21 protein-coding genes are annotated in these 24,086 nt (G+C 49.2%); 14 read left to right on the forward strand and 7 right to left on the reverse strand.

Annotated features, from left to right (window positions below):
* The first annotated feature begins 14 nt into the window (after nt 1–14).
* Nucleotides 15–350 (forward strand): hypothetical protein, encoded by a 336-nt coding sequence (locus tag CBP31_RS07245; RefSeq protein ID WP_151898797.1) that lies wholly within the window; start codon nt 15–17, stop codon nt 348–350.
* Between the two features lie 104 nt (nt 351–454).
* Here the strand turns inward: CBP31_RS07245 and CBP31_RS07250 are convergent, their stop codons facing one another.
* Nucleotides 455–1,375, reverse strand: coding sequence for a LysR family transcriptional regulator (locus CBP31_RS07250; protein WP_174664625.1), 921 nt, complete (start codon nt 1,373–1,375; stop codon nt 455–457).
* A gap of 112 nt (nt 1,376–1,487) precedes the next feature.
* Between CBP31_RS07250 and CBP31_RS07255 the strand changes: the two genes are divergently transcribed.
* The 5 genes from CBP31_RS07255 to wrbA all read left to right on the forward strand — a co-directional run bounded on the left by CBP31_RS07255 (nt 1,488) and on the right by wrbA (nt 5,612).
* Entirely contained in the window at nt 1,488–1,982 is a 495-nt protein-coding gene (locus tag CBP31_RS07255; protein ID WP_087035883.1) for a DoxX family protein, read from the forward strand.
* Between the two features lie 98 nt (nt 1,983–2,080).
* On the forward strand, nt 2,081–3,052 hold the full coding sequence (locus CBP31_RS07260) for a glutathione S-transferase family protein (RefSeq protein WP_087035885.1): 972 nt from the start codon (nt 2,081–2,083) through the stop codon (nt 3,050–3,052).
* Nucleotides 3,053–3,133: 81 nt separating this feature from the next.
* Nucleotides 3,134–4,093 (forward strand): quinone oxidoreductase family protein, encoded by a 960-nt coding sequence (locus CBP31_RS07265; protein ID WP_087035887.1) that lies wholly within the window; start codon nt 3,134–3,136, stop codon nt 4,091–4,093.
* A gap of 49 nt (nt 4,094–4,142) precedes the next feature.
* Entirely contained in the window at nt 4,143–4,841 is a 699-nt protein-coding gene (locus CBP31_RS07270; RefSeq protein ID WP_087035889.1) for a pirin family protein, read from the forward strand.
* A gap of 171 nt (nt 4,842–5,012) precedes the next feature.
* Complete coding sequence (gene wrbA, locus CBP31_RS07275) at nt 5,013–5,612, forward strand: NAD(P)H:quinone oxidoreductase (RefSeq protein ID WP_087035891.1); 600 nt, start codon at nt 5,013–5,015, stop codon at nt 5,610–5,612.
* A gap of 383 nt (nt 5,613–5,995) precedes the next feature.
* Here wrbA and CBP31_RS07280 read toward each other — a convergent pair whose 3' ends face one another.
* The 6 genes from CBP31_RS07280 to CBP31_RS07315 form a co-directional block, all read right to left on the reverse strand.
* A complete protein-coding gene (locus tag CBP31_RS07280; RefSeq protein WP_087035893.1) occupies nt 5,996–7,285 on the reverse strand; it encodes a hypothetical protein in 1,290 nt (429 codons plus the stop codon).
* A 98-nt stretch (nt 7,286–7,383) separates the two neighbouring features.
* A complete protein-coding gene (locus CBP31_RS07285; RefSeq protein WP_087035895.1) occupies nt 7,384–8,892 on the reverse strand; it encodes a tripartite tricarboxylate transporter permease in 1,509 nt (502 codons plus the stop codon).
* 24 nt (nt 8,893–8,916) lie between these two features.
* Nucleotides 8,917–9,405, reverse strand: a complete 489-nt coding sequence (locus tag CBP31_RS07290) for a tripartite tricarboxylate transporter TctB family protein (protein ID WP_087035897.1) — start codon at nt 9,403–9,405, stop codon at nt 8,917–8,919.
* A 91-nt stretch (nt 9,406–9,496) separates the two neighbouring features.
* Nucleotides 9,497–10,462 (reverse strand): Bug family tripartite tricarboxylate transporter substrate binding protein, encoded by a 966-nt coding sequence (locus tag CBP31_RS07295; protein ID WP_087035899.1) that lies wholly within the window; start codon nt 10,460–10,462, stop codon nt 9,497–9,499.
* Nucleotides 10,463–10,478: 16 nt separating this feature from the next.
* Nucleotides 10,479–11,225: a GntR family transcriptional regulator gene (locus CBP31_RS07300; protein ID WP_087035901.1), complete on the reverse strand. Its 747-nt coding sequence runs from the start codon at nt 11,223–11,225 to the stop codon at nt 10,479–10,481.
* Between the two features lie 756 nt (nt 11,226–11,981).
* Entirely contained in the window at nt 11,982–13,079 is a 1,098-nt protein-coding gene (locus CBP31_RS07315) for an ISAs1 family transposase (RefSeq protein WP_087035906.1), read from the reverse strand.
* A 750-nt stretch (nt 13,080–13,829) separates the two neighbouring features.
* On the opposite strand from CBP31_RS07315, the gene CBP31_RS07320 reads away from it, so the two are divergent.
* The 8 genes from CBP31_RS07320 to CBP31_RS07355 all read left to right on the forward strand — a co-directional run bounded on the left by CBP31_RS07320 (nt 13,830) and on the right by CBP31_RS07355 (nt 24,027).
* The gene (locus CBP31_RS07320) at nt 13,830–14,861 is read left to right on the forward strand and encodes a branched-chain amino acid aminotransferase (RefSeq protein WP_265414971.1); all 1,032 of its coding nucleotides are present in this window, start codon (nt 13,830–13,832) and stop codon (nt 14,859–14,861) included.
* 870 nt (nt 14,862–15,731) lie between these two features.
* On the forward strand, nt 15,732–16,085 hold the full coding sequence (locus CBP31_RS07325; RefSeq protein WP_407668788.1) for a CarD family transcriptional regulator: 354 nt from the start codon (nt 15,732–15,734) through the stop codon (nt 16,083–16,085).
* Nucleotides 16,086–16,492: 407 nt separating this feature from the next.
* On the forward strand, nt 16,493–17,017 hold the full coding sequence (locus CBP31_RS07330; protein ID WP_087035912.1) for a TIGR00645 family protein: 525 nt from the start codon (nt 16,493–16,495) through the stop codon (nt 17,015–17,017).
* Between the two features lie 225 nt (nt 17,018–17,242).
* Nucleotides 17,243–17,830 carry a TetR/AcrR family transcriptional regulator gene (locus CBP31_RS07335; RefSeq protein WP_087035914.1) on the forward strand — a complete coding sequence of 196 codons (588 nt, stop codon included), beginning with the start codon at nt 17,243–17,245 and terminating at the stop codon, nt 17,828–17,830.
* A 109-nt stretch (nt 17,831–17,939) separates the two neighbouring features.
* The gene (locus tag CBP31_RS07340) at nt 17,940–19,097 is read left to right on the forward strand and encodes an iron-containing alcohol dehydrogenase (RefSeq protein ID WP_087035915.1); all 1,158 of its coding nucleotides are present in this window, start codon (nt 17,940–17,942) and stop codon (nt 19,095–19,097) included.
* A 36-nt stretch (nt 19,098–19,133) separates the two neighbouring features.
* Nucleotides 19,134–20,177, forward strand: a complete 1,044-nt coding sequence (locus CBP31_RS07345) for an NADP-dependent oxidoreductase (protein ID WP_087035917.1) — start codon at nt 19,134–19,136, stop codon at nt 20,175–20,177.
* A 265-nt stretch (nt 20,178–20,442) separates the two neighbouring features.
* Nucleotides 20,443–21,540 (forward strand): polyamine ABC transporter substrate-binding protein, encoded by a 1,098-nt coding sequence (locus CBP31_RS07350; RefSeq protein WP_087035919.1) that lies wholly within the window; start codon nt 20,443–20,445, stop codon nt 21,538–21,540.
* Nucleotides 21,541–21,567: 27 nt separating this feature from the next.
* Entirely contained in the window at nt 21,568–24,027 is a 2,460-nt protein-coding gene (locus CBP31_RS07355) for a bifunctional diguanylate cyclase/phosphodiesterase (RefSeq protein ID WP_087035921.1), read from the forward strand.
* Nucleotides 24,028–24,086 lie beyond the last annotated feature (59 nt).

Genomic DNA, 24,086 nt, shown 5'->3' on the forward strand with positions numbered 1-24,086 from the left:
TTAAAAGGACATAAATGATGACTTATGATGCAAGCTTCGACCAAATGCGGCTGGATATGCTCGCTCGGCAACATCTAGAAAATAGCGACGCCGTAGGTAGTGTCATCTATTCCAGTAACAATGAGAAGCAGCTAGATCATGCGACCTGGCGCTTTCCAAATGCTGATTACGTCGCATTTGGTGAGTCTGGTTTCAAGATGCACTTAATGGAACTATTCGACACTTTAATTACTTATCGTACGCAATGTACACAGCCTAACTCTGGCCAAGGAGTGGTCAATGTTCAGGGTAACCAGCTGTCTATCGAATGGCTAACACTAGCAGAGGTAGAAGCTCTCAGAGAAGATTAGTTCCTTAATAACCAGAATAAGAAAACCCAAATAAACAACGCGAGCGCTATCGTCAACATGGATATGGCAGCAGCCCGAACACGGCAATAGTGAAAGAACAGGCTCTATGGGTTTCGGGTGAGTGTGCCGAGATCGGGGTCGAACTGCATCTGTTTGAGGCGCTCGACAAACCACATGAGTCCCTTCCCTGTATCGCCGCGATGCCAAGCTACCGAGATTTCTACCGGGGGTCGTGGCGCATCCACTGTTAACAGCTCCAATCTCCCTTCCGCCAGCTCCTGCCTAATCCGGTGCAGCGGCAAATAGCCGACGCCCAGCCCTTTACACTGCGCCTCTATTTTGTGCCCTATGGTCGGCACGATAATGCGGCTGCGCCCATCCAACAAGCCGGAGGAGCGGACGGGTAAGCGCCGTGAGCTGTCGGCCACGATCACGGTGGGGTAATCCTGTATCGCACTCGCCGGCAGCGGCATTGGCAGTTTAGCCAACGGATGACCGGTGGCTACCGCGAACTCAAAGTCCACTTTCCCCAGAGAGTGAAGGGCGAATCCTGTAGCAGGGGGAGCCCCCTCAGCCCCAATGATCAGGTCACAACGATCGTCACTTAATGCATCCCAGCTGCCGCCGAGCACTTCTTCACTCAGGCGTATTTCGGTCTTGGGCTGTATACACAGAAAGGCTTTAATCAAGTCATATACAGGGTCGCAGCTCAGTACGCTGTCGATGCAGATCCGAAGCTCTGCTTCCCAACCGTCCGCCGCCTGGCGGGCCAGCGCCGTCAATTCTTCGGATGCCTTGAGAATTTGCCTGCCCTGCTCCAGTACCAGACGCCCCGTGGCGGTCAGCTCTGCCTTGCGCCGGCTGCGGTCAAACAGCGCGACGCCAAGATCCTCTTCCAGCTTGTTAACGGTATAGGAAATGGCGGACGGAACACGGTGCAGTTCTTCAGCAGCAGCGGCAAAGCTTTGGCGGCGCTCTATGGCGTCGAGTGTCTGCAGTGCATCCAGAGTGATAAGCGAAATCATAGTTCAGTTTTCCTGATGACAAAGTTCAAATTGTTCCGTTATTAATTGCCAACCCTTTTAAATATAGTATCTCCATCGAACAGCAGTATTGATGCTATATGGAGATAACCACATGAACAAAGAATTGATAAAGCGCGTACTTGTAACCGACAACAGCTTCACCAGCCTAGCACTTCGTGTTCCGGCCGGCGTCATGTTCGTCGCCCATGGCGCTCAAAAGCTGTTCGGCAGCTTTGGCGGCTACGGTCTGGAAGGCACCGGGCAGTGGATGGCTTCTATCGGCTTGGAACCTGGCTACCTGATGGCGCTGGCGGCGGGTAGTGCCGAGTTCTTCGGTGGTCTCGCCCTACTCATTGGACTACTGACCCGGCCCGCGGCCTTCATGCTGGCAGTCACCATGCTTGTCGCCATCATCACGGTTCACCTTCCCAATGGACTCTTTATGAGTAACAACGGCTATGAATTTGCACTTGCTCTGCTCGGCATCTCGGTGGCATTGGTGTTTAACGGCGGCGGAAAGTGGTCGCTGGACCGCAAGTTGAGTGACATGACGAGTAAAGACAGTGCTAAGCCAGGCCGCTCGTCATCACTGAGCTCCGGCGCATAACGCCACTGTTCACTCAATACCTATTATGCACAGCACAGGCACGCCAGGGGAGAAAGCTCCCCTAGCCAACATATTCAAATACAAACGGAGGCACCAACATGGGCTTACTTGTAGAAGGTCAGTGGGTTGACCAATGGTATGACACGGACTCTAACGGCGGTAAATTCGCGCGTAGTGAGTCGCAATTTCGCAACTGGATCACTGCCGACGGTAGTGCCGGCCCTACCGGTGAAGCTGGGTTCAAGGCCGAAGCCGGACGCTACCATTTATATGTTTCACTAGCCTGTCCTTGGGCACACAGAACGCTGATCTTTCGTAAACTGAAAGGGCTGGAGTCAATGATTTCAGTGTCAGTGGTCAACCCGCTAATGGTTGAACATGGTTGGACTTTTGAAGAAGACGAAGGTGTTATCGCAGACCCCCTCTTCCAGGCACAGTACATGCACCAGATTTATACCGCCGCAGACCCTGAGTACACTGGGCGCGTAACGATTCCGGTACTGTGGGATAAACAGCAAAATCGGTTGGTCAGCAACGAATCTTCCGAGATTATCCGCATGCTGAACTCGGCTTTCGACGGCATTGGTGCCAAAGCTGGCGATTATTATCCAGAGGCGCTGCGCACGCAAATTGACAGCCTTAACGAGCAGATTTACCACAACGTAAACAATGGTGTCTATAAAGCGGGGTTTGCTACCACTCAGCACGCCTACGAAGAGGCGGTATTTCCTTTGTTTGCGACCTTGGATGAGTTGGATCAGCGCTTGTCGAAGAACCGCTACTTGCTCGGCGATAAAATCACCGAGGCAGATTGGCGTTTATTTACCACGCTGATCCGTTTTGATGCTGTGTATCACGGGCATTTTAAGTGCAACCTGAAGCAGATCGAAGATTATCCGCATCTGGCAGGTTATGTACGCGAGCTGTACCAGTGGTCAGGTGTCGCCGAGACAGTCAATATGAAACATATCAAAGAGCACTATTACCGCAGTCACGCCACCATCAACCCAACGGGAGTTGTGCCGGCGGGCCCAGCATTAAACCTCGATGGTCCACACGGCCGCGAGTGAATGATGCTGCGTCAACTCGATTGACCTGTAGATTCATCCGCAGCTCAATCGGCGCATACCCACCATTGATAGAGGTCTCTTATGCAAGCGTTACAGTTTTCAGCAACCGGCTCTTTGGACTCACTACAATTACGCGAGCTACCAACACCCGAACCTGCAGCCGATGAGGTGTTGGTTGAGGTGCGGGCAACGGGCATTAACCCGAGTGATATCAAGAACCTGCTGGGGTTGTTTCCTTACACCAGCACGCCGCGAATTCCCGGCCGAGACTTTGCCGGTGTGGTAATTAGTGGGCCACCAGAGCTAAAGGGTAAGGCGGTTTGGGGCGGCACCGGTAAGGGCTTTGGTTTTTATCGTGACGGCAGTCATGCGCAATATGTGGTGGTGCCGGCCGATGCCGTCGCCCTGTTACCTGAGTCACTGAGCTTTGCTCAAGCAGCGACGTGCGGAGTGCCATTTATCACCGCTTGGGATGCACTTGAGCGTAGTCAGGTTCAGGCTGGCACCCGCTTTTTAATCATCGGTGGCGGTGCGGTAGCTCAAGCTGCGCATGCGCTGGCTAAAGCAAGAGGTGCCGAGGTGGTATTGGCTGCGCGCCGTGCTGAAGCGGTGCAAGAGCTGCAAGCCCAAGGTATGAGCGCTTTCCAGTTAACTGAAGAGGCGCGGCTACCAGAACAAGCGCTGGAACACTTTCAACAGCAGGCACCAGAAGTGATTTTCGATACCACCGGCTTCTGGTTAGCAGCGGCAATAAACAGCCTTGATACCTTTGGCCGCGTCGCGATTATTGCGGCACCAAAGGATGGCTTAATCAGTCTGTCACCCTTGGATTTATACCGCCGTGGCGGCTCGATTATCGGCGTTAACTCGTTGTTATACAGCCTAGAAGATTGCGCGCAAATACTGACGCAAATAGGCGCTGCATTTGACGCCGGCTTACCAGCTCCAAGTGAGTTTATCGAGTTACCACTGTCAGAGGCCGTTACGGCATATCACCAGGTTAGCAAAGGTGGTTCAGAAAAAGTGGTGTTGATCCCATAACCAAGCAGGTTTTGGCAGCAAAAAACCATATCAAAGAGGAGGTTCTGCAATGATCGAACTACGACCTTATCAAGAGCTAGGCGTCGCCCACCATGGCTGGCTGGACACCCGTCACCATTTTTCCTTTGCCGAATATTACGATCCCGAGCGCATGCATTGGGGGGATCTCAGAGTCTGGAATGACGACACTATCGCTGCACATTCGGGCTTTCCGCGCCACCCACACCGGGATATGGAGATCATCACCTATGTGCGCAAAGGTGCAATTACTCACAAGGATAGCCTAGGTAATAGCGGCCGTACTGAAGCAGGCGATGTGCAGGTAATGAGTGCCGGAACCGGCATTGCCCACAGTGAAATGAATGAAGAGGACGAGACGACGCAGATCTTCCAGATCTGGATTATGCCCAATGAAAAAGGCCTACCGCCGACTTGGGGTACCAAGCCCTTTCCCAAGGGGGAGCGCAGCGGATCTTTTGTCACCCTCGCCAGCGGCTTGCCCGATGATACTGAGGCGCTACCGATCCGTGCCAATGCGCGTATGGTCGCCGCAACTCTAAAGGCCGGGCAAGCTACCGAATATCATATCGCTGCCGGCCGTAAGGTGTATCTGGTTCCTGCCAGCGGTCAAATCGAAGTTAATGGTGTACTAGCTACTGCTGGTGATGGCGTGGCGATTAGCGATGAGCGTCTGCTGCAGGTTAGTGCTCAGCAAGACAGTGAAATAGTGCTGGTGGACGTGGCATAAGCCAGAAGCCCGGCTTGTTGGTTCCCAGATATGGCATTACTTTGAGGAGGCGTATTCCCGTCTCCCCGGACGCTGCATGGAGATTTCCCGATGGGATTACTTGGTGAGCTGATCGCCCGCATGACAAGAAGTACAGACACAAATCAAACCACACCTAAAGAGGATATAAAAATGACTAAAGTTCTGATTATTTATCACTCCATGTACGGCCACATAGAGACGATGGCGCATGCAGTCGCCGAAGGCGCTCGTGGTGTTGCTGGAGTCGAGGTCACGGTGAAGCGTGTACCGGAAACCATGAATGCCGAAGCGTTCACAGCTGCCGGCGGCAAGACCGCTCAAGATGCGCCCGTCGCCACGCCGGCGGAGCTGGCAGAATACGATGCCATCATAGTAGGCACACCCACTCGTTTCGGCAACATGTCCGGCCAGATGCGCAATTTCTTCGACCAAACCGGGGGCCTATGGGCCAAAGGCGCTCTGGCCGGTAAAGTAGCCAGCGTGTTCACTTCGACCGGTACCGGTGGTGGGCAAGAAATGACGATCACTTCCACCTGGACCACGCTGGCGCACCACGGCATGATAATCGTCCCCATCGGTTATACCACGCCAGAGCTGTTTGATGTCACCCAAGTAGGTGGCGGCACACCTTATGGCGCCTCGACCATTGCTGGCGGTGATGGCTCTCGACAGCCCGACCCGCGTGAGTTGAGTATCGCTCGCCACCAAGGTGAACATGTTGCTCAAATTGCAGCCAAGCTTAACGCTTAACAGGCCCTATCGGCACCCCTGGAAGGACATACACCTCCAGGGGCGCCGATGACTTTCCTTCAAGGTTATTCCCACCGCGAGCAGATGGACAACTATCGTGGATAAGATGCATGACAAGTACCCCATGCCTCAGGATTTGCAAGAATTAGACGAGAATTGAATTCTTCGGTCGAAAAACAAAAGAGCTCCTTTTTGGCAGGCAAAAAGAAGCTCGCTGAGCTATCTCAGAACGTGCCTCCGATTCAGGGGCACGTTCATTCTAGACATGATGATTGTTGTTACATATTTTAACGAGCCTGCGTTCAGCAGCTCGATTTTAATTTCATGTGATGGCTTCATCCCTTTCGCTCATCCCTGAAACTATTCTATAGCACTAGATCCCGTTAACTTCCTACGACTGGCTTCACATCTAATATATACATCTGTCGCGTATTTTCGTGTACCGAGTCGATACATACTTGGGTTCCGTCGTGATTCCAGCGAGGATGCAAATCGCAGCGGCTTACTTTCTTGAGATCTGAAGTGTAAAACTCGCCGATTTCATGTGCTACATCTTGGTCATTGTCGTAAATGAGCAACTTGCGAATGTTAGTTTCAGCATCGGGGTAAGTGTCAGTTAACAGCCAGCGCGTATCTACTGGTGAGTAACTCATGTGACCATTTTCGGTAAGCAAGTCACCACTGATTACTTTTACTTCACCATTGGGTGCATCGTGATAGAGGTGATAATGAATAGCGTCATTATGGGGGCCCCAAACGATGATGTGACTGTCATCTTTCCACATTGGATGAGAGATCTGATACTCGGACTTCTCGTAGTCGTAGGTACCCACTGCATTAGGGTCAAAGTTATCCTCTAGTTGCGGAAGTGGATGATCAGAGCACTCCAGTAGGCGCAGATCGCTACCATCCGGATTAATGGTCATCAAACGATGTATAAAGCAGGTCTCGTCCTCAACACGTCTAGTCCAGCGATGTAAAAATAGAATGCGGGAAGAGGCTGGATTAATCTCGATATGGCTGATCCAGTGAACAGCATCATCCATGGAGTCGCGATGGTGAAACTTGCTGAGTTCATCATAACTCACCAGCAGTGTTGTTTCGCCACTGTCCAAGTCTAGTCGGCATAAACCGTCATCAGCTGGGCATAGCGGCAGGTCTGTTTTCTTGTCGTCCGCTTCGCTATAACCTATGGTCTCGTGAGTGATGTAGAGCCGACTAAAGTCGACCGTTATAGCGTAGTCACTATTGGGAGCCACAGAGTAGATTGGGTCAGCCAACAATCGCTTATCACCACTTTCTAGGTCATGAATTACGGCGCCAAAGCTTGGATAGCGACCTTGAGGCTGATCAAGTCGCACGTTGTAAATAACCTGTCGCCCCGATCTTCCTGCCAACCACTGTAATTGGCAACCCATCTGCCAATTCCAGGTAGTGGTGTCACCGATCTTGTGGAAGGTGTCATTATTTTCAGTATCGAAGTAACCCACTTCGGCAGAAAGCTCGGGGGTTAAATCAGCATCCATCATGGGTACCCGATCGGCCAATATATAACGGCCATCCTGGCTCCAAGGACTTTTATTATAATAACCGAAGAAGTGATTGTACTCCGCATCTCCCAATTGGCGTATTGAGCAGGGAGTTTTAACGAGTTTGTGATGTGAAGAATCCATAAATTTATGCTCCGATGAATATCTATTGTTAGTAGAGGTGTTTAGAGGGTTCTGACCGAGTGCAGTTACACTCGGTCAGTGTTATCAGGTGTAATACATTATGCTGTTTCTTGACCGTCTTGAGACGCCCGACGTGATTTGAGATAACCCATAATTATCGACGCGAGGCAGAGCACTACCAGTACAAGGGAAAACGGTCGCGTGATGAATTGCACTAATAACTCTCCGACATCGCCACGCACTAAAGTTAGGGCTCGTGACAAATTCGACTCCGCCATAGTACCTAGCACCAACCCTAGTACCATGGGCGCGCGCGAGACCGAGAAGAACATAAATAAGTAGCCGATGACCCCGATACCCAGCATAAGTCCTATGTCACTTACTTGTCCGCGGATAGCATAGGAGCCGATAACAGCCAAGGTAAGGATAGAGGCAGCAAGGACTTCTTTAGGTAAAAGTATGACTTTTATGCAGTATTTTGCTACCAGAAGACCAATTGGTACGAACATCAAATTACTGAATAACAAACTGAAAATGAAACCGTAGGCTATGTCTGGCGAGTTATCGAACAAAATCGGACCAGGAGTTAAACCATGAATAATTAAGCCTCCCATCAATACCGCGCTCACGGCGTTACCGGGAACGCCTAGAGTGAGTAGCGGCACCAATGAGCCCCCAGTTACGGCATTATTAGCCGTTTCGGCGGCCACTAAACCCTCTTCAGAACCTTTGCCGAACTGCTCAGGCGTACGAGAGCTACGTTTTGCTGCATCGTAGGCTATAAAGCTGGCAATACTTTGGCCGGCTCCAGGTATGATACCAATCACAGTGCCGATCACGGAGGAACGTAGCACGTTAAGACGCTGTGCCAGCACGCCTTTTAAAGCGCTTAATGCTCCCGTGAACTCAGAGTTTTCACGCTTTTTCGCGGAGGATTTCTCGCTAAGGATATTGACAACTTCCGGTATAGAATAGAGTCCGATCAATGTGATGACGAGTGGAATACCATCGTATAGCGAAGGTTGGCCTAAAGTTAGACGCATTTCACCGGTCAGAGAATGCATGCCAATCAAACTGATGATTAATCCTAATACGCCCCCTATCATGCTTTTCAGCATGCTGCCTTCAGACAGCGAAGCAATAATAGTCACCCCGAATAAAGCGAGTAAAAAGTATTCAGGGGCACCTAACATTAAAGAAAATTCGGATAACATTGGTGCCATAAATAGCAGCACAATGGCACTAAATATACCGCCTATGCAGGATGCAAAAACCGAAAGTCCAATAGCGCGCCCCGCTTTACCGTTACGAGACATCGGATAACCATCTTGACAGGTAGCCACTGCGGATGGAGTACCTGGAATATTGAGCAAGATAGCACTGATTGAGCCGCTGAAGGTTGATGCTAAGTATATCCCGCCTAACAGGGCAAGCCCCACCGCTGGGGGAAATGAAAATGTTACAGGAATTAGTAACGCAACACCCATAGTGCTGGTTAGGCCCGGTAACATGCCAATAAAAACGCCGATCGTGACACCTACAAATGCTGCAAGCAGCATACTAGGTTGCGATGCGGTGAGTAAGCCAATAGATAGAGCGTCCAACATAGTGTAGATCCCCGTAAAAATTTATTAGACGATTTTAAAGAACTCGTCTAAAGGCAGGAGACTATCAGGCAAACTTACGCCTAATGCGTTAAAGAAAAGCATGAAAATTAATATTGATAAAATAGCGCTGTAGGCCAGATAGTAATTGCGATGCTTACCCGAAAAGAAACACATGGACAGATAGACGAAAAAGAAAGTTGCGAAAACAAAGCCAACTAATGTAATCGTCACGATATATCCACCCACAAGTCCAAAGACAAGTAACGCCTTGAACAGCTGGTGAACATCCTCGCTTTTAAAGTAAGGCGCTGAGTGTCCATTAGATATTACTAGGCGACGATATTGAACAACCCGAATAATAAAAAATGTGGCACTCATTACTACCAATATAATGGCTAATCCCCGCAAGAAAAAAGATGAATCCAGGGAGTAGCTGAACGATTCCCAAGTAATCCAGATTCCTAAGATAGTGAAAGCCAGCGCAAAGGCGGCATCTCTTTTAATATTCGTCACGTTGGCACCTCGAAGAAGAAAAGTCGCGTTTTATTCTTTGACGGAGTGAAAAAACTTTCCCGCAGGTAATATTGCCTACGGGAAAGTTGGATTATTTCATCAGGTCAATGTAGCGCTTGGTTCCGTCACGTGAAGATTTTAGTGTCGCTTCAAAAGCTTCACTGTTTTGATACGTTAATTCGATGCCTAAGTTTTGAGTAGCTTTGACAAAATCCTTATCTTTAAGTAATGACTCGAAGGCTGTTTCCAAATGTGCAATACGCTCTTTAGAAACACCTACTGGCGAGGCTACACCTCGAATAGCAGTTCCGATATCTGTAACATCAGTACCTGAAGCTTCCTCAATCGTCGGCACCTCTTTCAGTGCAGGGTGACGTTCGGGAGAAAAAATCGCTAACGGGCGAATTCGGCCGGACTCAATAAATGCTAAGGCTGAGCTGGTGGTCAGCAAAGCAGCTTCTACTTCATTACCTAATAGTGCCGTTGCAGAAGGGCCTGAACCGCTATAACTAACGAAGTTAATGTCTAACGATAGTGCATCTTCGAGAGCGGCCGCCTGAAGATGGACATTAGACTGAGGACCATCGCCGGAGACATTAATAGAGCCTGCATTGTTCTCGACTTTTTTGGAGAAATCCTCAAAGCTTTGATAATCGCTCTTAGCATTCACCGCTAACAAGATTGGGTCAGATTGAATGTTGGCAATCGCTTGGAAATCATCCAGTGTGAAGGCCACATTCTTACGTAACATCTCGATCATGAAAATAGATGGCGAACTAAGAAGCCCTAGTGTATAGCCATCGTTATCGGCTTTAGCTAGACGGGTAAAACCTATCTGACCGCCGGCTCCTGAGGCGTTCTCTACCACCATACGAGCGCCAAGATAAGGTTCAATGTGCTTTGCCATCAAACGAGCAACGGTATCATTGCCGCCACCGGGTGAGTAGGCGACGATCATTGTTACCGGTTTTTCTGGATAATCATCGGCTATCGCGAGTGGAGTAGTCAAAACGCTGGAACAAACAATGGCAGTAAAAAGCTTTTTATATAATTTCATCACGGCTTCCTTGTGTTTATTTAGCTTTTATTTTAAGAACATGGCGACAACGACTTCCGCTGAATAGCCACTTAGAGAAAACAATCGCCCGCCCCTGCTGATCATAGGTGGTGCGCTCATTTAATAGGCCCGCAGCAGGAGTATTCTCAATACCTAGCACTTTAGCTTCTTCTGCGGTGAGAAGAACTGGCTCTATTTGGAGCATTACCTCTCCAATGATAAAACCAAATTCTCTGGTTATTTTGTTTGAAAATACTTTAGTAGATATAAAGTCTTCTGCTACAAGCCTAGGAAATAACGACTTAGGTAGATATATTTTCTCAATAAATAAGGGTTCATTATCAGCGAGACGAAGGCGCGTCACCTTGATAACCTCTTCGCCTGCCTGCCCCAGTCGCGAGGTAGCGCTTGGCGAATGGTAGCTGGTATCAAAATTGATAAGCTCTACATTATTGGTATGACCACCCGCTTCAATTTGGATATCAAAGTCGTGCATACCCAGCAAGTCACGTTCCACTTTGGCTGCGCGCTTGACGAAATTACCCGCACCTCGTTGGGTTATCACTAGCTGCTCATTTTTTAGTTGGCTAATTGCCTCGCGCACAGTGGCGCGGCTAATGTCATGCGTCTCTTGCAGTACTCTTTCAGGAGGCAACATATCCTCTGGCTTCAATTTTCCTGTATTGATTTGCTGACGTAAAATCTCTGCCAGCTGCAGATATAGTGGGACGGGGCTTTGTCTGTCGATTGTCATATCAAGCATATTTTTCCATTTGCTGACCGGATGTCATGATGTCCGTACCAATAGCCAAACGTTACATTATTGTTAATTAATGTGTCAAGTAATGTTTTGAAATGTAAAGATGGTCGTTTGGTCTAGGATGGCTGCTATCGACGAAACTTGCAAAAAACACGCTTATAGCGTGAACATCAAGGTGCAGGTTTAAGCCCTGAGCAAACCAAGGTACTTAATCGGCTGCTGGACGGCGGTGAACGAGGCTTTACAGAGGGGAGCAGTGCCGCCCAGTACCAGAAAGTAGCCAAGGTCAGCAAGGCCACCGCTACGCAACACTTGGCAAGATCTGCTAGAAAAAGGCTGTATCGAAAAATTACCCGGTAGCGGGCGCAGCACGCGTTATCAAGTTAAGCGGTAATCGTTGCTATATTGGCTTAACCAGACAAGATTTATGCGGATCTTTCGTCAGATACGGTGACTGGTGGATAAGTTACCCGCCAAGATATCGGGAGGATGTGGATATACAAACGAGTGATGCACTCAAAGCGTTAGACGCTAGGCTGATGGAATTGGAGCACACAGGTGTAGTAGCAACCGGAAAATACATTGGCGAGGGGTTTGATCTACCCCGACTGGATACGCTGTTCCTGGCCTTACCCATCGCTTGGAAAGGGACGTTAGCGCAATACGTTGGCCGGATACATCGCGAGGCAGATGGCAAACAGCAAGTAACGGTGTACGACTACGTAGACATGCAGGGCGGGAGCATACTTTGCTTAATATTCAGCCAAAGAATAACTCTGCTCGATAATTGTCATCCCAGCCCGCTCTCTTCAGCTTGTTACGCTGGCTAGGCGCACCACATGTACTTTGCTTGAGGATGTTCAGAACGAACCGCCGAAACAATCCCATATTTTCTACCGCATCTCCGATGGCAATCCGGGAAGCATCTTCTTTAAATAGCACATCTAAAATGTAATGCTGACTGTTTTCTATCCGCCAATGTTGGCGAATATAGTGCCCTATCATCTTATGTTTAGGTGATAAGGAGCTGACGTAGTAAGCAGTATCGACTGTTCCTTTACCCTTCATCGTACGGTGTCGCTCGACGGCGATAATGCTGCGGATAGTGGGCCACTTCTCCTCTAACTCAGGAGGTAGTTTCGCTTTTAATTGAAAGACATAGCGCTCTTCTTTACGTCCATGGGCTGTCTCTTTATGCTCAGCAACCACTTCCTCTTTGTTAGCGTCGAATACCGCTTGGAACTGTGACTGTACGGCCTTACGTAGGTTAGGTTGGTTGTGTTTAACCTGCACCACAATATGCGCTTTCTTATCTTGTATCTTTTCTAATGTTTCCCGCTGACAGTGCAGCGCATCCAGGGTAACGACCGCCCCTTTTATGTTGAGCACATCGAGCATGTCTCTGACCGTCGCGAGCTCCCCTTTTTTGGATGGGGTGGCTTTCTGGCTCAGTACCAAGCCATTTTCAGTATCGTAAGCGGTGACTAGCTGTACGGCTTCGGAAGATTTATTGCGGTAAGAGCCCCGTAATACTTTGCCGTCAAAAGCTATCACCGGTTTACCATGATGAATACGATGCTCGTTAAGCCAGCTTAATAATGCGTCGAGCAAAGATTCGACTACGACACTGCGTAAAATACGGGCAATGGTGTGTCGGCAGGGAATACCGTGCGTAAAAGGACGATATTGACGTAGCCAGTCGGCCTTAGCTTCACCATAGGTTTCAATGTCACGCCACCCTTCAGCGCCGGCCATAATGGCGCTAATAACGAGAAACATGACATCGACCAAGTCATGCTTACGATTAATATCTGAGCGAGTTTCTTCAACAAGAGTAAGGTGGTCAATTAATGTCATGGCAAGGCTCCTCCAACTAGAGGAACGATTAGATCACAGACAATTCACTCATTCAAATTTTGTTAACAAAGTATGCTCCCGCCCTGCGTAGACATGGGCCTTCCTATGCTGCAGCGGATGTTTAACAAGCGTGAAAAGGGTTATAAGGCGATGGGCTATCAGTTTGCTTCGTCGGAACAAATCGCCCTGCTTTAACAAAACTCACTCTAGAATCATTGGTCAATAAGGCGAGGCTTGCACTAGTTGCCTAGCAACTGTGGTATATCTCTCAATCACTACCTAAAGTAACTTCCCCAAAACCACCCACATAAATCAATTATCTTACTAATATTAAAGATAATTTAACTTTTTGTAGTGGTAAGTAAGGGCAGCGCCAAGCGCCGTCTTTAAGCCGTCTTCCTGAACTCGATTCAGGATCTCGGGTTAGGTTTTAAAAACTAAAGATCATCTGCTACGGAAGAACGCTGAACAATAGTGATCTTAATAGCAGCACCAAGCGCCTAGCGTCCGGCACCAAGCTAAAAAAAGAGGGTGTTGGTCTTTCAGCTCGGTGCTTAGCGCTCGGCGCTGTAATTACTTGCCGCACGTGATCTCTTCCGTGAGTTCCGTGTTCTTGCGTGGCAAAAAATCGCTCTGGCTCTACACTTTTTAGTGTTTGGCCGTTTGTTAATCATTAGCTTGGCACCATCAATCAACTTTATTCGCTATTATTAAACGTCTTTTTTACTATTCGTTTAACATAGTTTATTTATTACCCACTATTCATTAGCCAACAGGAATAGCAAGATGTCAGCATTTGGTACCGTATTTGCCCCTGAAATGAGCCTAGCTCGTTACGATCAAGGACAGTGGAGCGCTACAGAGTTCGTGAGCAGCGATAGTCTCAACCTGCACCCGGGTGCCCATGTGCTGCATTACTCCAGCACCTGTTTTGAAGGTTTGAAAGCCTTTAAGCATGAAGATGGCTCCATCAATATTTTTCGTATGGAGCAAAACATTGCCCGTTTGATCCAAAGCAGCGAATTATTATCACTGCCGCCAGTGAATGCCGGACAGCTCAAATTGATGATCCTTGATATTGTGAAGCGATACGCTGCAGACGTGCCTCAGCCTCCTGGATCTATGTATATTCGCCCTACTCATATCGGTACCGAAGCCTCGATTGGCAAAGCCGCAGCACCGAGTAGTACGTCGCTGCTGTATGTGTTGCTGTCGCCAGTGGGTGATTACTTTGCCAGCGGCAGCAAGCCATTACGCTTGTTACTGGCCGACGAAACCCGCTGTGCCTCACACATGGGGATGGTAAAGAGTGGCGGCAACTATGCCAGTGCCTTACAGCCCATCTTAAAAGCTCGCCAATCAGTGCAGGCCGATCAAGTATTATTCTGCCCAGGGGGCGATGTACAAGAAACCGGAGCGGCTAACTTTTTACTCATCGACGGCAACGAGATCATTACTAAATCCCTCGATAGCTCGTTTTTACACGGCATTACCCGTCATTCTATTCTGACCTTGGCCCGCGATCGCGGTATGACAGTCTCGGAGCGGGCGTTAAGCGTGGATGAGTTACTAGAACGCGCACAAAAGCCCGGTGCAGAAGCTGCACTGTCTGGCACCGCTGCAGTATTAACCTCTGTTGGCACCTTAATCCACGATGGTAAAGAATATACCGTAGGTGACGGTGAAGCTGGCCCTATCACCAATGCGCTGCGCCAAGCACTCAATGATATTCAGTGGGGCAAAGCCGCCGATACTCACGGCTGGTTAACCAAAGTCTGTTAATCAACACATATTATGAGCCGAATAAACACCTTGTTCGGCTCCTTCTGCACTTTAAAAACGAAAGTTTTTGACACAGATTTCAAGCTACAAGCGGATCTCCAAATAAGCCAAGGTCAGCAAAGCTAGCGCTACTCAGAACTTAATCAGCCTACTACCGCGAACACACAATCCACTTTTCCTAGAGCATGATGAGCAAAGCCTGACGCTGCGCAAAACTGTTATTGCAAACCTCGGTTCAGAGCATGGAAATAAACACATCTCTCTAACTGCTACTGGTTAGGGTCTGTTGACCTTTCGAGATGATTTTTGCAGCAGTTTGTGGAGTCTTTATACAAGGCAGTGCTTATGCCATGTAGTTATTCTCCATAAATAAGTGCTAACGCAGTAGAAAGGCACCACAAGCGCTGCCCTGCGGGTTCGGCTAAACGCGTTTTTCTCTTTGTTGAGCGGGGTTTTGCTTAGAACGACTAAGCTACAACCCACTCGCCGCGATAAAAACGCGTTTAACTCGAACAAAATTTAACCGCGAAAGGTCAACAGACCCTAGGCGTTGCGTAATTTCTGATACCACAACGCCAGGGTAACCCACCGACTCCTATGAGCTTAATTAGCCCGAGAGTAACCGTACCTTGAATTCAACGGGATAATCATGTAAGATACTGATTATATTAGTTTTTTAAATAAATGAGGTTTTAATACTAGGAGAGCATTATCACTATTAATCAAGGTGACCGTATTTACCATCCCGGTTATGGTATCGGTATCGTTAAATCCATTCGTAAAAAAAGTTTTTCTGGCGAAAACAAAGCCACATTCTTCAAACTCTATTTCAAACGTAATGGCCTCACTTGGCTGGTGCGCGCTAACGATATGCCGAACAACATTCGTAGTGTGATGAGTGCTGGAGAAGCAAAAAAAATTATTCAACATTTAACCAGCTGGCAAGGCAAGCTCAGTGAGCAATGGAAAGTTCGTGCAACGGCTAATCAGGCGGCTATCGATAAAGGTGATCCATTTGGCTACGCCGAAGTCGTAAAAGGGCTGAGCGTGATGCAAGAACAGCTCCCCCTGAGCGCAACTGACCGCAAGCATTTAAACCATAGCATTGATTTTCTGTGTGATGAACTGGCCGATGCTTTGGGTAAGACTCACGACAGAGCACGTCAAATTATTGAAAATGCTAGATTTTCACAACCCACTGTAATCCACTCCCCCCTTCAATAAGATCTCACATTGCTAAATACGGTCCGCTGAATTGATGGAAGCGTTAGAGCATTCACTGATCTTGGATTATTACCACAGTGAGGTTTTAACTCGACGCTTCGGTGGCCAATCAGCCTAGCTTGTGAGCCCCAATATAACATTCCCGACTTTTTCCCCAGCATCGTCGCCGAAAGATGACTAGCACTGGGCATTTACGCCAATCCATAACGGACGTGCAGCGGATCAAATGAACGTCTGCTGCTCTTAAATTATTTTGACACCCTGAAAACTCTCAGCGAAAAAACATGGTCTAACTTACTTGTTCCCTTATACCGCAGAGCCGTTATCCGTTCGCTAATAAATTTTTGCTACCGCCAAAACAGCGAATAATTTATAATTTATAGTCCTAAAAACATCAAGAATTCTACATGCTAAAAAAAGTTGAGCAGTCCTTGGAAAGAACTATCTTTAACAGCCGCTGGATACTGGCTCCTTTTTACCTCGGGTTAGTGCTGGGTATAGTGTTGTTGTTTATCAAGTTCACCCAAGAGCTGTGGCACATGACCACTCATGTGTTTAGCGCCTCGGAAGCCGATGTTATCGTAGGAATATTGTCGCTGGTCGATATGGCGTTAGTGGCCAGTTTACTGCTTATTATTATCTTTAGCGGCTACGAAATTTTCGTGTCAAAGATTGATACCGGCAATCACACAGACCGCCCTGACTGGATGGGAAAAATCGACTTTTCTGGTCTTAAACTAAAAGTGATTGGTGCCATAGTAGCTATTTCTGCGATTGATCTTTTAAAGTCGTTTATGGATATCCCTCGTGAGATGAATGAGGCTGATGCCGCTAGCCTGATGTGGAAAGTCATCATTCACATGACCTTCGTGCTGTCCGGCGTATTCTTTGCCGTTATGGACAAAGTTGCCGGTGAAACTAAAAAGCACTAGTGCTTATCAAGGCTCAGCATCGGCATTGCATACCCACCACCAAGAGCCCCGCTCTTGGTGGTGGTAAGTCTCCTCACCATTGCTAACTCCCTCATTACCAATTTCCTAATGACCAGCTCCCTGGTGGGCAGTCCTCCTGCAAACAGTGTTGTTCGCGGATTATCCATCGCGTACATACACAAAAACCACTAGACGACTGGTCTAATAATATATAAAGTGCCGTTTATGAACGCAAAACATCAAGATACTCGCCAACACTTACTGGATACCGGTCGCGAAATTCTCGCAGCAAAGGGCTTTAGTTCGGTTGGTTTGAGCGCACTGTTACAACAGGCAGGCGTGCCCAAGGGCTCCTTCTATCACTACTTTAAGTCGAAGGAGCAATTTGGCGAGGCACTGCTAGAAGATTACTTTGATTTTTATCTGGCCGAGCTAGAGCAATTATTTAGCCAGCCTAATAAAACGGGCCAACAGCAGTTAATGAGCTATTGGCAGGAGTGGCAGCGCCGCTATTGTGGCCCAAATAGTCGCAGCGACTGCTTGGTGGTTAAGCTAAGTGCCGAAGTGGCAGACTTATCAGAGCCAATGCGGCTCACGTTAAAAGCCGGCACCGATAAGGTGATTGCGCGCATTACTCGCTGCATTGAAACAGGCGTGAGTGATGGCTCTTTACAGAGTGCGCAGCCGGCTTTTTTAGCCACCTGCTTGTATCAATTGTGGCTGGGCGCCAGCCTGTTAACCAAGTTGCACCGTGATAAACAGCATATGGATTTGGCCATGAACATGACGTGCCAGCTGCTCAACACCAAGTAATTTTAATTGCGATAAGCTCGCCAATAGTGCGAGCTTTTTATTTACCCTTTTTTATTTACTTAAGCACTAGACGACCGGTCTAATCTAAACTCAAACCCAAGGATAACTCATGCAAGATTTTAGCTTTTACAACCCGACCCGCATTGAATTTGGTGCCGGCAAGATTGCGACTATAGGCCAACTGGTTCCGGCCAAAGTAAAGGTGATGGTGCTGTTTGGCGGCGAGAGTGCGCTGCGTAACGGCACTATAGATGAAGTGACCACGGCGTTAGGAGATCGCGAAGTACAGTTGTTTGGTGGCATAGAGCCCAACCCCAGCTTCGAGACCTTGATGGAAGCCGTGCAGATGGTACGCGAGCAAAACATTGAATACTTACTCGCCGTGGGTGGGGGTTCGGTGATTGACGGTACCAAGTTTGTGGCGGCAGCCGCACTGTATGAAGGTGATGCTTGGGATATTTTGCTACAAGGCGGCCAGAATATTACTCGCGCCCTGCCCTTTGGCTCGGTATTAACACTGCCGGCAACTGGTTCAGAAATGAATAAAGGCTCGGTGATTACCCGCAAATCACTGGCCGCTAAACTGCCCTTTATGAGCGAGCATGTGTATCCGGTGTTTTCAATTTTAGATCCGGTCAAGACCTACACCCTGCCCACCCGCCAAATTGCCAATGGCGTGGTCGATGCCTTTATGCACGTGATTGAGCAGTACCTAACTTATCCCGCGAACGCGCCGGTGCAAGATCGCTTTGCCGAAGGTTTACTACAAACCTTAATTGAAATTGGCCCCAATGCACTGGCCGAACCAGAAGATTACCAAACGCGCGCCAGCTTAATGTGGACCGCCACTTTGGCGCTCAATGGCTTAATTGGCGCCGGTGTACCCCAAGACTGGGCAACCCATATGTTGGGCCATGAGCTCACCGCCTTGCACGGCTTGGATCACGCCCAAACGCTGGCCATTATTTTGCCGGAGATGCTGCGCCAGCGTAAAGCCACCAAACTGGGTAAGTTGGTGCAATACGCCGAGCGCGTGTGGCATATCCGAGACGGTAGCGATGATGAAAAAGCCGAAGCCGCCATTGAGCATACCCGTAACTTCTTCGAGTCGGTGGGCGTAAAAACCCGCCTAAGCGACTATGAGCTGGGTGCCGAGCATATCGATGCCATCATCAATAGCTTAGAGGCCCACGGCATGGTGGCGTTAGGCGAGCACGGTGATGTGACGCCAGAGCATTGTCGCCAAATCCTATTAGCCAGCCTGTAATTTGCCTTGTAGTCAACTAAGAGCGAAGGAGTAATTATGAAACAGACTCAGCACACCAATCGTCAGCTCACTTTGGCCTCGCGACCAATCGGTGCGCCCACTGTGAATGACTTTGCACTACAAGAAACGACTATCCCCGAGCCCAAACAAGGCGAAGTACTGCTGCGCACGGTGTTTTTAAGTTTGGATCCTTATATGCGCGGTCGCATGAGCGATGCCAAGTCCTATGCGGATCCGGTGGCCATTAGTGAGCCCATGGTCGGTGGCACCGTGAGCCGAGTGCACACCAGTCTGCATCCAGATTTTAAAGTCGGTGACTGGGTACTCAGCTACAGCGGCTGGCAGGATTATGCGCTGTCTAATGGTGAGGGCTTAATTAAGTTGGACCCAGCCCAAGTGCCGCCTTCCTATGCCTTAGGTGTACTGGGCATGCCGGGCTTTACCGCTTATATGGGCCTGCTGGATATTGGCAAACCACAACATGGTGAAACCATAGTGGTGGCCGCCGCAACCGGCGCCGTGGGCTCCATGGTGGCGCAAATCGGCAAACTGAAAGGGTGCCGCGTGGTGGCCATTGCCGGTGGTACGGAGAAATGCGCTTATGCACTGGATAAGCTAGGCGTAGATGTGTGTATCGACCATAAGGCTGAAGATTTTGCCGAGCAACTGGCGAAAGCTTGCCCCAAGGGCATCGATGTTTACTACGAGAATGTCGGCGGCAAGGTGCTGGATGCGGTATTACCGCTACTGAACACCGGCGCCCGTATTCCCGTGTGTGGTTTAATTTCACAGTATAACGCCACCGCCTTGCCAGATGGCCCAGATCGCTTAGGCCAACTGATGGGCACTATTCTCGTAAAGCGCATGACGGTGAAGGGTTTTATTATCTTCGATGATTATGCCCATCGTTATAATGAGTTTGCCCAAGACATGAGCCAGTGGCTACATGAGGGCAAAATTCATTATCGTGAGCAAATAGTGGATGAGCTAGACCAAGCACCACAGGCTTTTATCGGCCTGCTGCAAGGTGAAAATTTTGGCAAGCTGGTAGTGCGGGTCGGTGCCGACGCATTGGCGTAAATACTAAACGGGTGGCAGCTAAGGCTGCCCCCTGTAACAACAGACTAACCACTCCCGATATTGATCCGTCATAAATAGCTGCCGCACCGTATCTGAAGACCATCCCCCTCCGCCGACTGTTCCATAATGATTCATGCGACTCCGTCGCAACTCCACGATAAAAACATTGACCCTGCTGAGTTATTGAACGATGTTAGTCAATCAGACCGAGTTTCAATAAGGTCCGCGCTAGCACTTGCCGGTGCTTACATTTAGGAGTTCACGGATGAACACTGCCCTCTCAAGTCCCACTCAGGGCAAAATAAACAGCGCCCTACTTGCGTCTATTCTCACCCTATTGCTGCTGGCTTCTGGGCCAATACTGGCAGCAGATAAACCCGCTACCTTGACCTTCCTAACTTGGGGAGATTATATCGACGAACAGGTAGTCGCAGATTTTGAAACCGAATATAACGCCCACGTTAAATTCGCCTATTACGAGTCGGATGCCGCCCGGGACGAAATTCTCACCACCTCTAACGCCGATGGGTTTGATCTGATTCTGGTCGACTCAGTAACCAAGCTTTTCCATCATCAATTAGCTTGGATCACCGAGTTCGACGCCCAACAAGCCCCCAATATCAATCAGACTAAGCTGCCCAAGCTGGCCGGACTCGAAACGCGAGATAAGCTCTGTGTGCCTTATGCGTGGGGCACCACTGGCATTGCTTATCGCACTGACCTAGTCTCCGAGCCCATCACCCGTTGGCAACAGCTTTATGAGCCCACCCCCGAGCTTGAAGGTCGGATTTTGATGTCAGATATGGGGGAGGAAGTCATTGGCATGGCGCTCAAAACTCTGGGCTATTCCATGAATAGCGAGCATCCTCAACAGTTGGAGCAAGCCCGCCAGTTATTACTGGCCCAAGCGCCGGCGGTAGCTGGGTACTCACCGGTGGCGGTTGAGGCCGAAAAATCCAAGCTAGTGAGCGGTGAAGTCAGTGCCATTCTCACCTACAGCGGCGACGCCCTTATGCTCAAGGAGGCCGAGCCCCGCATCGAATATGTGCTGCCAGAAGAAGGCGGTGTGGTCTGGGCGGATTTTATCTGCTTGGCCGCCAAGGCGAGCAATCCAACGTTGGCACATCACTTCGTGGACTTCATCAATAGGCCTGAACAAGCGGCAAAAAATGCGCTTTATCTTAACAATGCCACGCCTAACCAAGCGGCAGAAGCCTTGCTACCCGCCGAATTTTTGAATGACCCACAGATTTATCCGGATAAAGCCAAACTGGCTAAATCCGAAACCCATCAGATTCTGTCACCTCGGCTTATCAAGCAGCACAAAAGAATAATGCGGGATATTAGCCAAGCACACCGCTAGCAGCGTAGCCATCGGCAGGAGAAGCAGATGCAACTAAAACCCAAAATAGCCCTCTGGCTATTACCCCTGCTATTGGTGCAAGCATTAGTATTAATTGGCACCTCTTATCACCTTTATCAGGACTACGTTAGAGAGCAGATCCAGGTGCAGACCAAAGACTCTCTGCTGCAGGTGAGAAGTACGCTACAAGCCAAATTGAAGGTAATAGAGGCCGACAGTGCGATACTGGCCAATAATGTGGTGCTTAATCGTTATTTAATGACCGAAGAAAACATTCGTGCTCATGTTATGCACAACGTGCTGGCTAAGGAGTTCGAGTCTTTTATGTCGGTTTACTCGGAATACCAAGAAATAAGCTTGCTGATGCCCGATGGCTATGAAGAGCTGGCATTGCTGCTCGACGACTCCCTCAACCAAAGCGATGACGAGAGCAATACCTCCTACTTCAAGGCCATACAAACCGCAAATACCGACTACAAGGTCTGCATCATCATAGATCCCGATACCGGTCGCTGGATGCTGATATCGCTCAGAAAGCTGGTATTACACAACCCGGTAGAAAGGACCCAAAATAGCCAAGGTGAGCTGCAGGGCTATCTGGTGATCAAGTCTAATTTGGATTTCTTCAATCCCATCGTCAATAACAATAACCTGTTCAGCGAGGGGTTCAGTCTGCTTTATCATGGTGACGGCACTCGAGTGCTGCAATTGGGCGATACCCGACTGTCCACCGCAGGCCTGTCGACGTTAGCAACGCTTAGGCAAGAGACTAGTGATGACGCTATTCATTATAAAGAAAACTTTATCCTCGATGCACAGCCTTACTTGGTAGGCCACATGCCGTTAATGGACGACCTTTATTTTTCCATTGGTTGGCCCGCATCCGAACTACACCAGCTACTGTGGGAAGTGGGCTCCAGCTCAATCAAATATACCCTCGCGGTCACGCTGTTCAGTATGCTGCTGTTGTACTGGCTGCTGAATCGACTGCTAATTAATCCTATCCAACAATTAGGCCATGCCGCCCGTCAGCTAGGTAATGGCTTCGGGTGGAACTTTGACAGCCGCAGCAATGACGAAATAACCAGCCTAGCCAATAGGGTGCGAGACATGGGCCAGGCCCTGCTTGAACAAAAGCGGGAATTACACGAAATCGCCTATTTAGATAGCCTGACTCGACTGCCAAACCGGCGCCAACTGCTGGAAGAACTGGATAAGCATTATGCGAACAGCGGTGGCGGCCCTCCAACCATTGCCCTCCTATTTCTCGATTTAGACGAATTCAAAAATATTAACGATACTCTGGGCCACGAAACCGGTGACGCCATGCTGATGGCCGTGGCGCGCTGCATTGAACAAGTACTGCCTAACGCCAATGCCTTAGAACACAAAAACTATCCCCTGCTGGCTCGGCTGGGGGGTGACGAGTTCACCATACTACTGCGCAACATTCGAGAACGAAGCGAGGCCGAGGCAGTGGCCCAACGCATCATACAGGCACTAAATTCACCACTGATGGTGGCCAATAAAGAACTGCGTATCGGGGTGAGTATCGGTATTAGTCTGGCCGTTGAGGCGGGCGACAGCGTGAGCGAGTTACTGAAAAACGCAGACTTAGCCATGTACGACGCCAAACATCACGGTAAGAACACCTATCGTTTCTTCTGTCGCAGCACCGCCTTGGCCTCACTCAGAAATCTAGAAATCAAAGATGACCTGCATAAAGCCATCGATCACAACGAGCTGCAGCTGGCCTATCAACCACAGATTTGTGCCCGCAGTGGCCGCTTGGTAGGCTGCGAAGCTCTGCTGCGTTGGCATCACCCAGACAAAGGCTGGATCCCACCCGACGTGTTTATTCCCGTGGCCGAACAGTCCGGACTTATTCTGCCACTGGGTCGCTGGGTCATTCTAGAGGTCTGCCAGCAAATTAAAGCTTGGCAAGATCAAGGTAAAATCGTGCCCAGAGTGTCGGTGAACGTCTCCTTTGTGCAGCTACTCCGAGAAGATATGCCCCGCCTACTGCAAGACTGTCTGACCCAGCAACATCTTCCTCCTTCAAGCCTCACGATAGAGGTCACCGAATCCAGCATCATGCAAGGAGAAGTAGCCATCGCCCGGCTAAGGAAAATCCGCGATACGGGGGTTCGAATTGCGCTTGACGACTTTGGTACCGGTTATTCCTCCTTGAGTGCACTTAAAGGGCTACCGATAGACGAGCTGAAGATAGACAAAAGCTTTGTCACCGACCTGAATCAAGGCAGCGATGGCAAGGCCATTATGTCTGCCGTTATCGCCATGGCTAAACAGCTAAACTTAGCAGTGGTAGCGGAAGGGGTCGAAAACGAGTTCGAACTGGCCTACTTGCAGCAAAAAGGAGTGGATATTATTCAGGGTTACTACTTCAGTAAACCGCTGCTAAAAGCTGCATTTACCGCCTACCTGAGCCAACATTCGGAGTTTCGGCTGCTGGCGACAGACTGCTAAAGCGCTGGCACGCCTCTTTTTCTACCAATGGCGCTTTTTCTATAGGTAATGGCAATCAA

It is taken from the genome of Oceanisphaera profunda (genome assembly GCF_002157895.1).
GTDB lineage: Bacteria > Pseudomonadota > Gammaproteobacteria > Enterobacterales > Aeromonadaceae > Oceanimonas > Oceanimonas profunda.

What these genes read in the sequence shown, in the direction of transcription:
- CBP31_RS07245 (WP_151898797.1), top strand. Translation starts at nt 15, where the DNA reads ATGATGACTTATGATGCAAGCTTCGACCAAATGCGGCTGGATATGCTC.
- CBP31_RS07250 (WP_174664625.1), bottom strand. Translation starts at nt 1,375, where the DNA reads ATGATTTCGCTTATCACTCTGGATGCACTGCAGACACTCGACGCCATA.
- CBP31_RS07255 (WP_087035883.1), top strand. Translation starts at nt 1,488, where the DNA reads ATGAACAAAGAATTGATAAAGCGCGTACTTGTAACCGACAACAGCTTC.
- CBP31_RS07260 (WP_087035885.1), top strand. Translation starts at nt 2,081, where the DNA reads ATGGGCTTACTTGTAGAAGGTCAGTGGGTTGACCAATGGTATGACACG.
- CBP31_RS07265 (WP_087035887.1), top strand. Translation starts at nt 3,134, where the DNA reads ATGCAAGCGTTACAGTTTTCAGCAACCGGCTCTTTGGACTCACTACAA.
- CBP31_RS07270 (WP_087035889.1), top strand. Translation starts at nt 4,143, where the DNA reads ATGATCGAACTACGACCTTATCAAGAGCTAGGCGTCGCCCACCATGGC.
- wrbA (WP_087035891.1), top strand. Translation starts at nt 5,013, where the DNA reads ATGACTAAAGTTCTGATTATTTATCACTCCATGTACGGCCACATAGAG.
- CBP31_RS07280 (WP_087035893.1), bottom strand. Translation starts at nt 7,285, where the DNA reads ATGGATTCTTCACATCACAAACTCGTTAAAACTCCCTGCTCAATACGC.
- CBP31_RS07285 (WP_087035895.1), bottom strand. Translation starts at nt 8,892, where the DNA reads ATGTTGGACGCTCTATCTATTGGCTTACTCACCGCATCGCAACCTAGT.
- CBP31_RS07295 (WP_087035899.1), bottom strand. Translation starts at nt 10,462, where the DNA reads ATGAAATTATATAAAAAGCTTTTTACTGCCATTGTTTGTTCCAGCGTT.
- CBP31_RS07300 (WP_087035901.1), bottom strand. Translation starts at nt 11,225, where the DNA reads ATGCTTGATATGACAATCGACAGACAAAGCCCCGTCCCACTATATCTG.
- CBP31_RS07315 (WP_087035906.1), bottom strand. Translation starts at nt 13,079, where the DNA reads ATGACATTAATTGACCACCTTACTCTTGTTGAAGAAACTCGCTCAGAT.
- CBP31_RS07325 (WP_407668788.1), top strand. Translation starts at nt 15,732, where the DNA reads ATGCCGAACAACATTCGTAGTGTGATGAGTGCTGGAGAAGCAAAAAAA.
- CBP31_RS07330 (WP_087035912.1), top strand. Translation starts at nt 16,493, where the DNA reads ATGCTAAAAAAAGTTGAGCAGTCCTTGGAAAGAACTATCTTTAACAGC.
- CBP31_RS07335 (WP_087035914.1), top strand. Translation starts at nt 17,243, where the DNA reads ATGAACGCAAAACATCAAGATACTCGCCAACACTTACTGGATACCGGT.
- CBP31_RS07340 (WP_087035915.1), top strand. Translation starts at nt 17,940, where the DNA reads ATGCAAGATTTTAGCTTTTACAACCCGACCCGCATTGAATTTGGTGCC.
- CBP31_RS07345 (WP_087035917.1), top strand. Translation starts at nt 19,134, where the DNA reads ATGAAACAGACTCAGCACACCAATCGTCAGCTCACTTTGGCCTCGCGA.
- CBP31_RS07350 (WP_087035919.1), top strand. Translation starts at nt 20,443, where the DNA reads ATGAACACTGCCCTCTCAAGTCCCACTCAGGGCAAAATAAACAGCGCC.
- CBP31_RS07355 (WP_087035921.1), top strand. Translation starts at nt 21,568, where the DNA reads ATGCAACTAAAACCCAAAATAGCCCTCTGGCTATTACCCCTGCTATTG.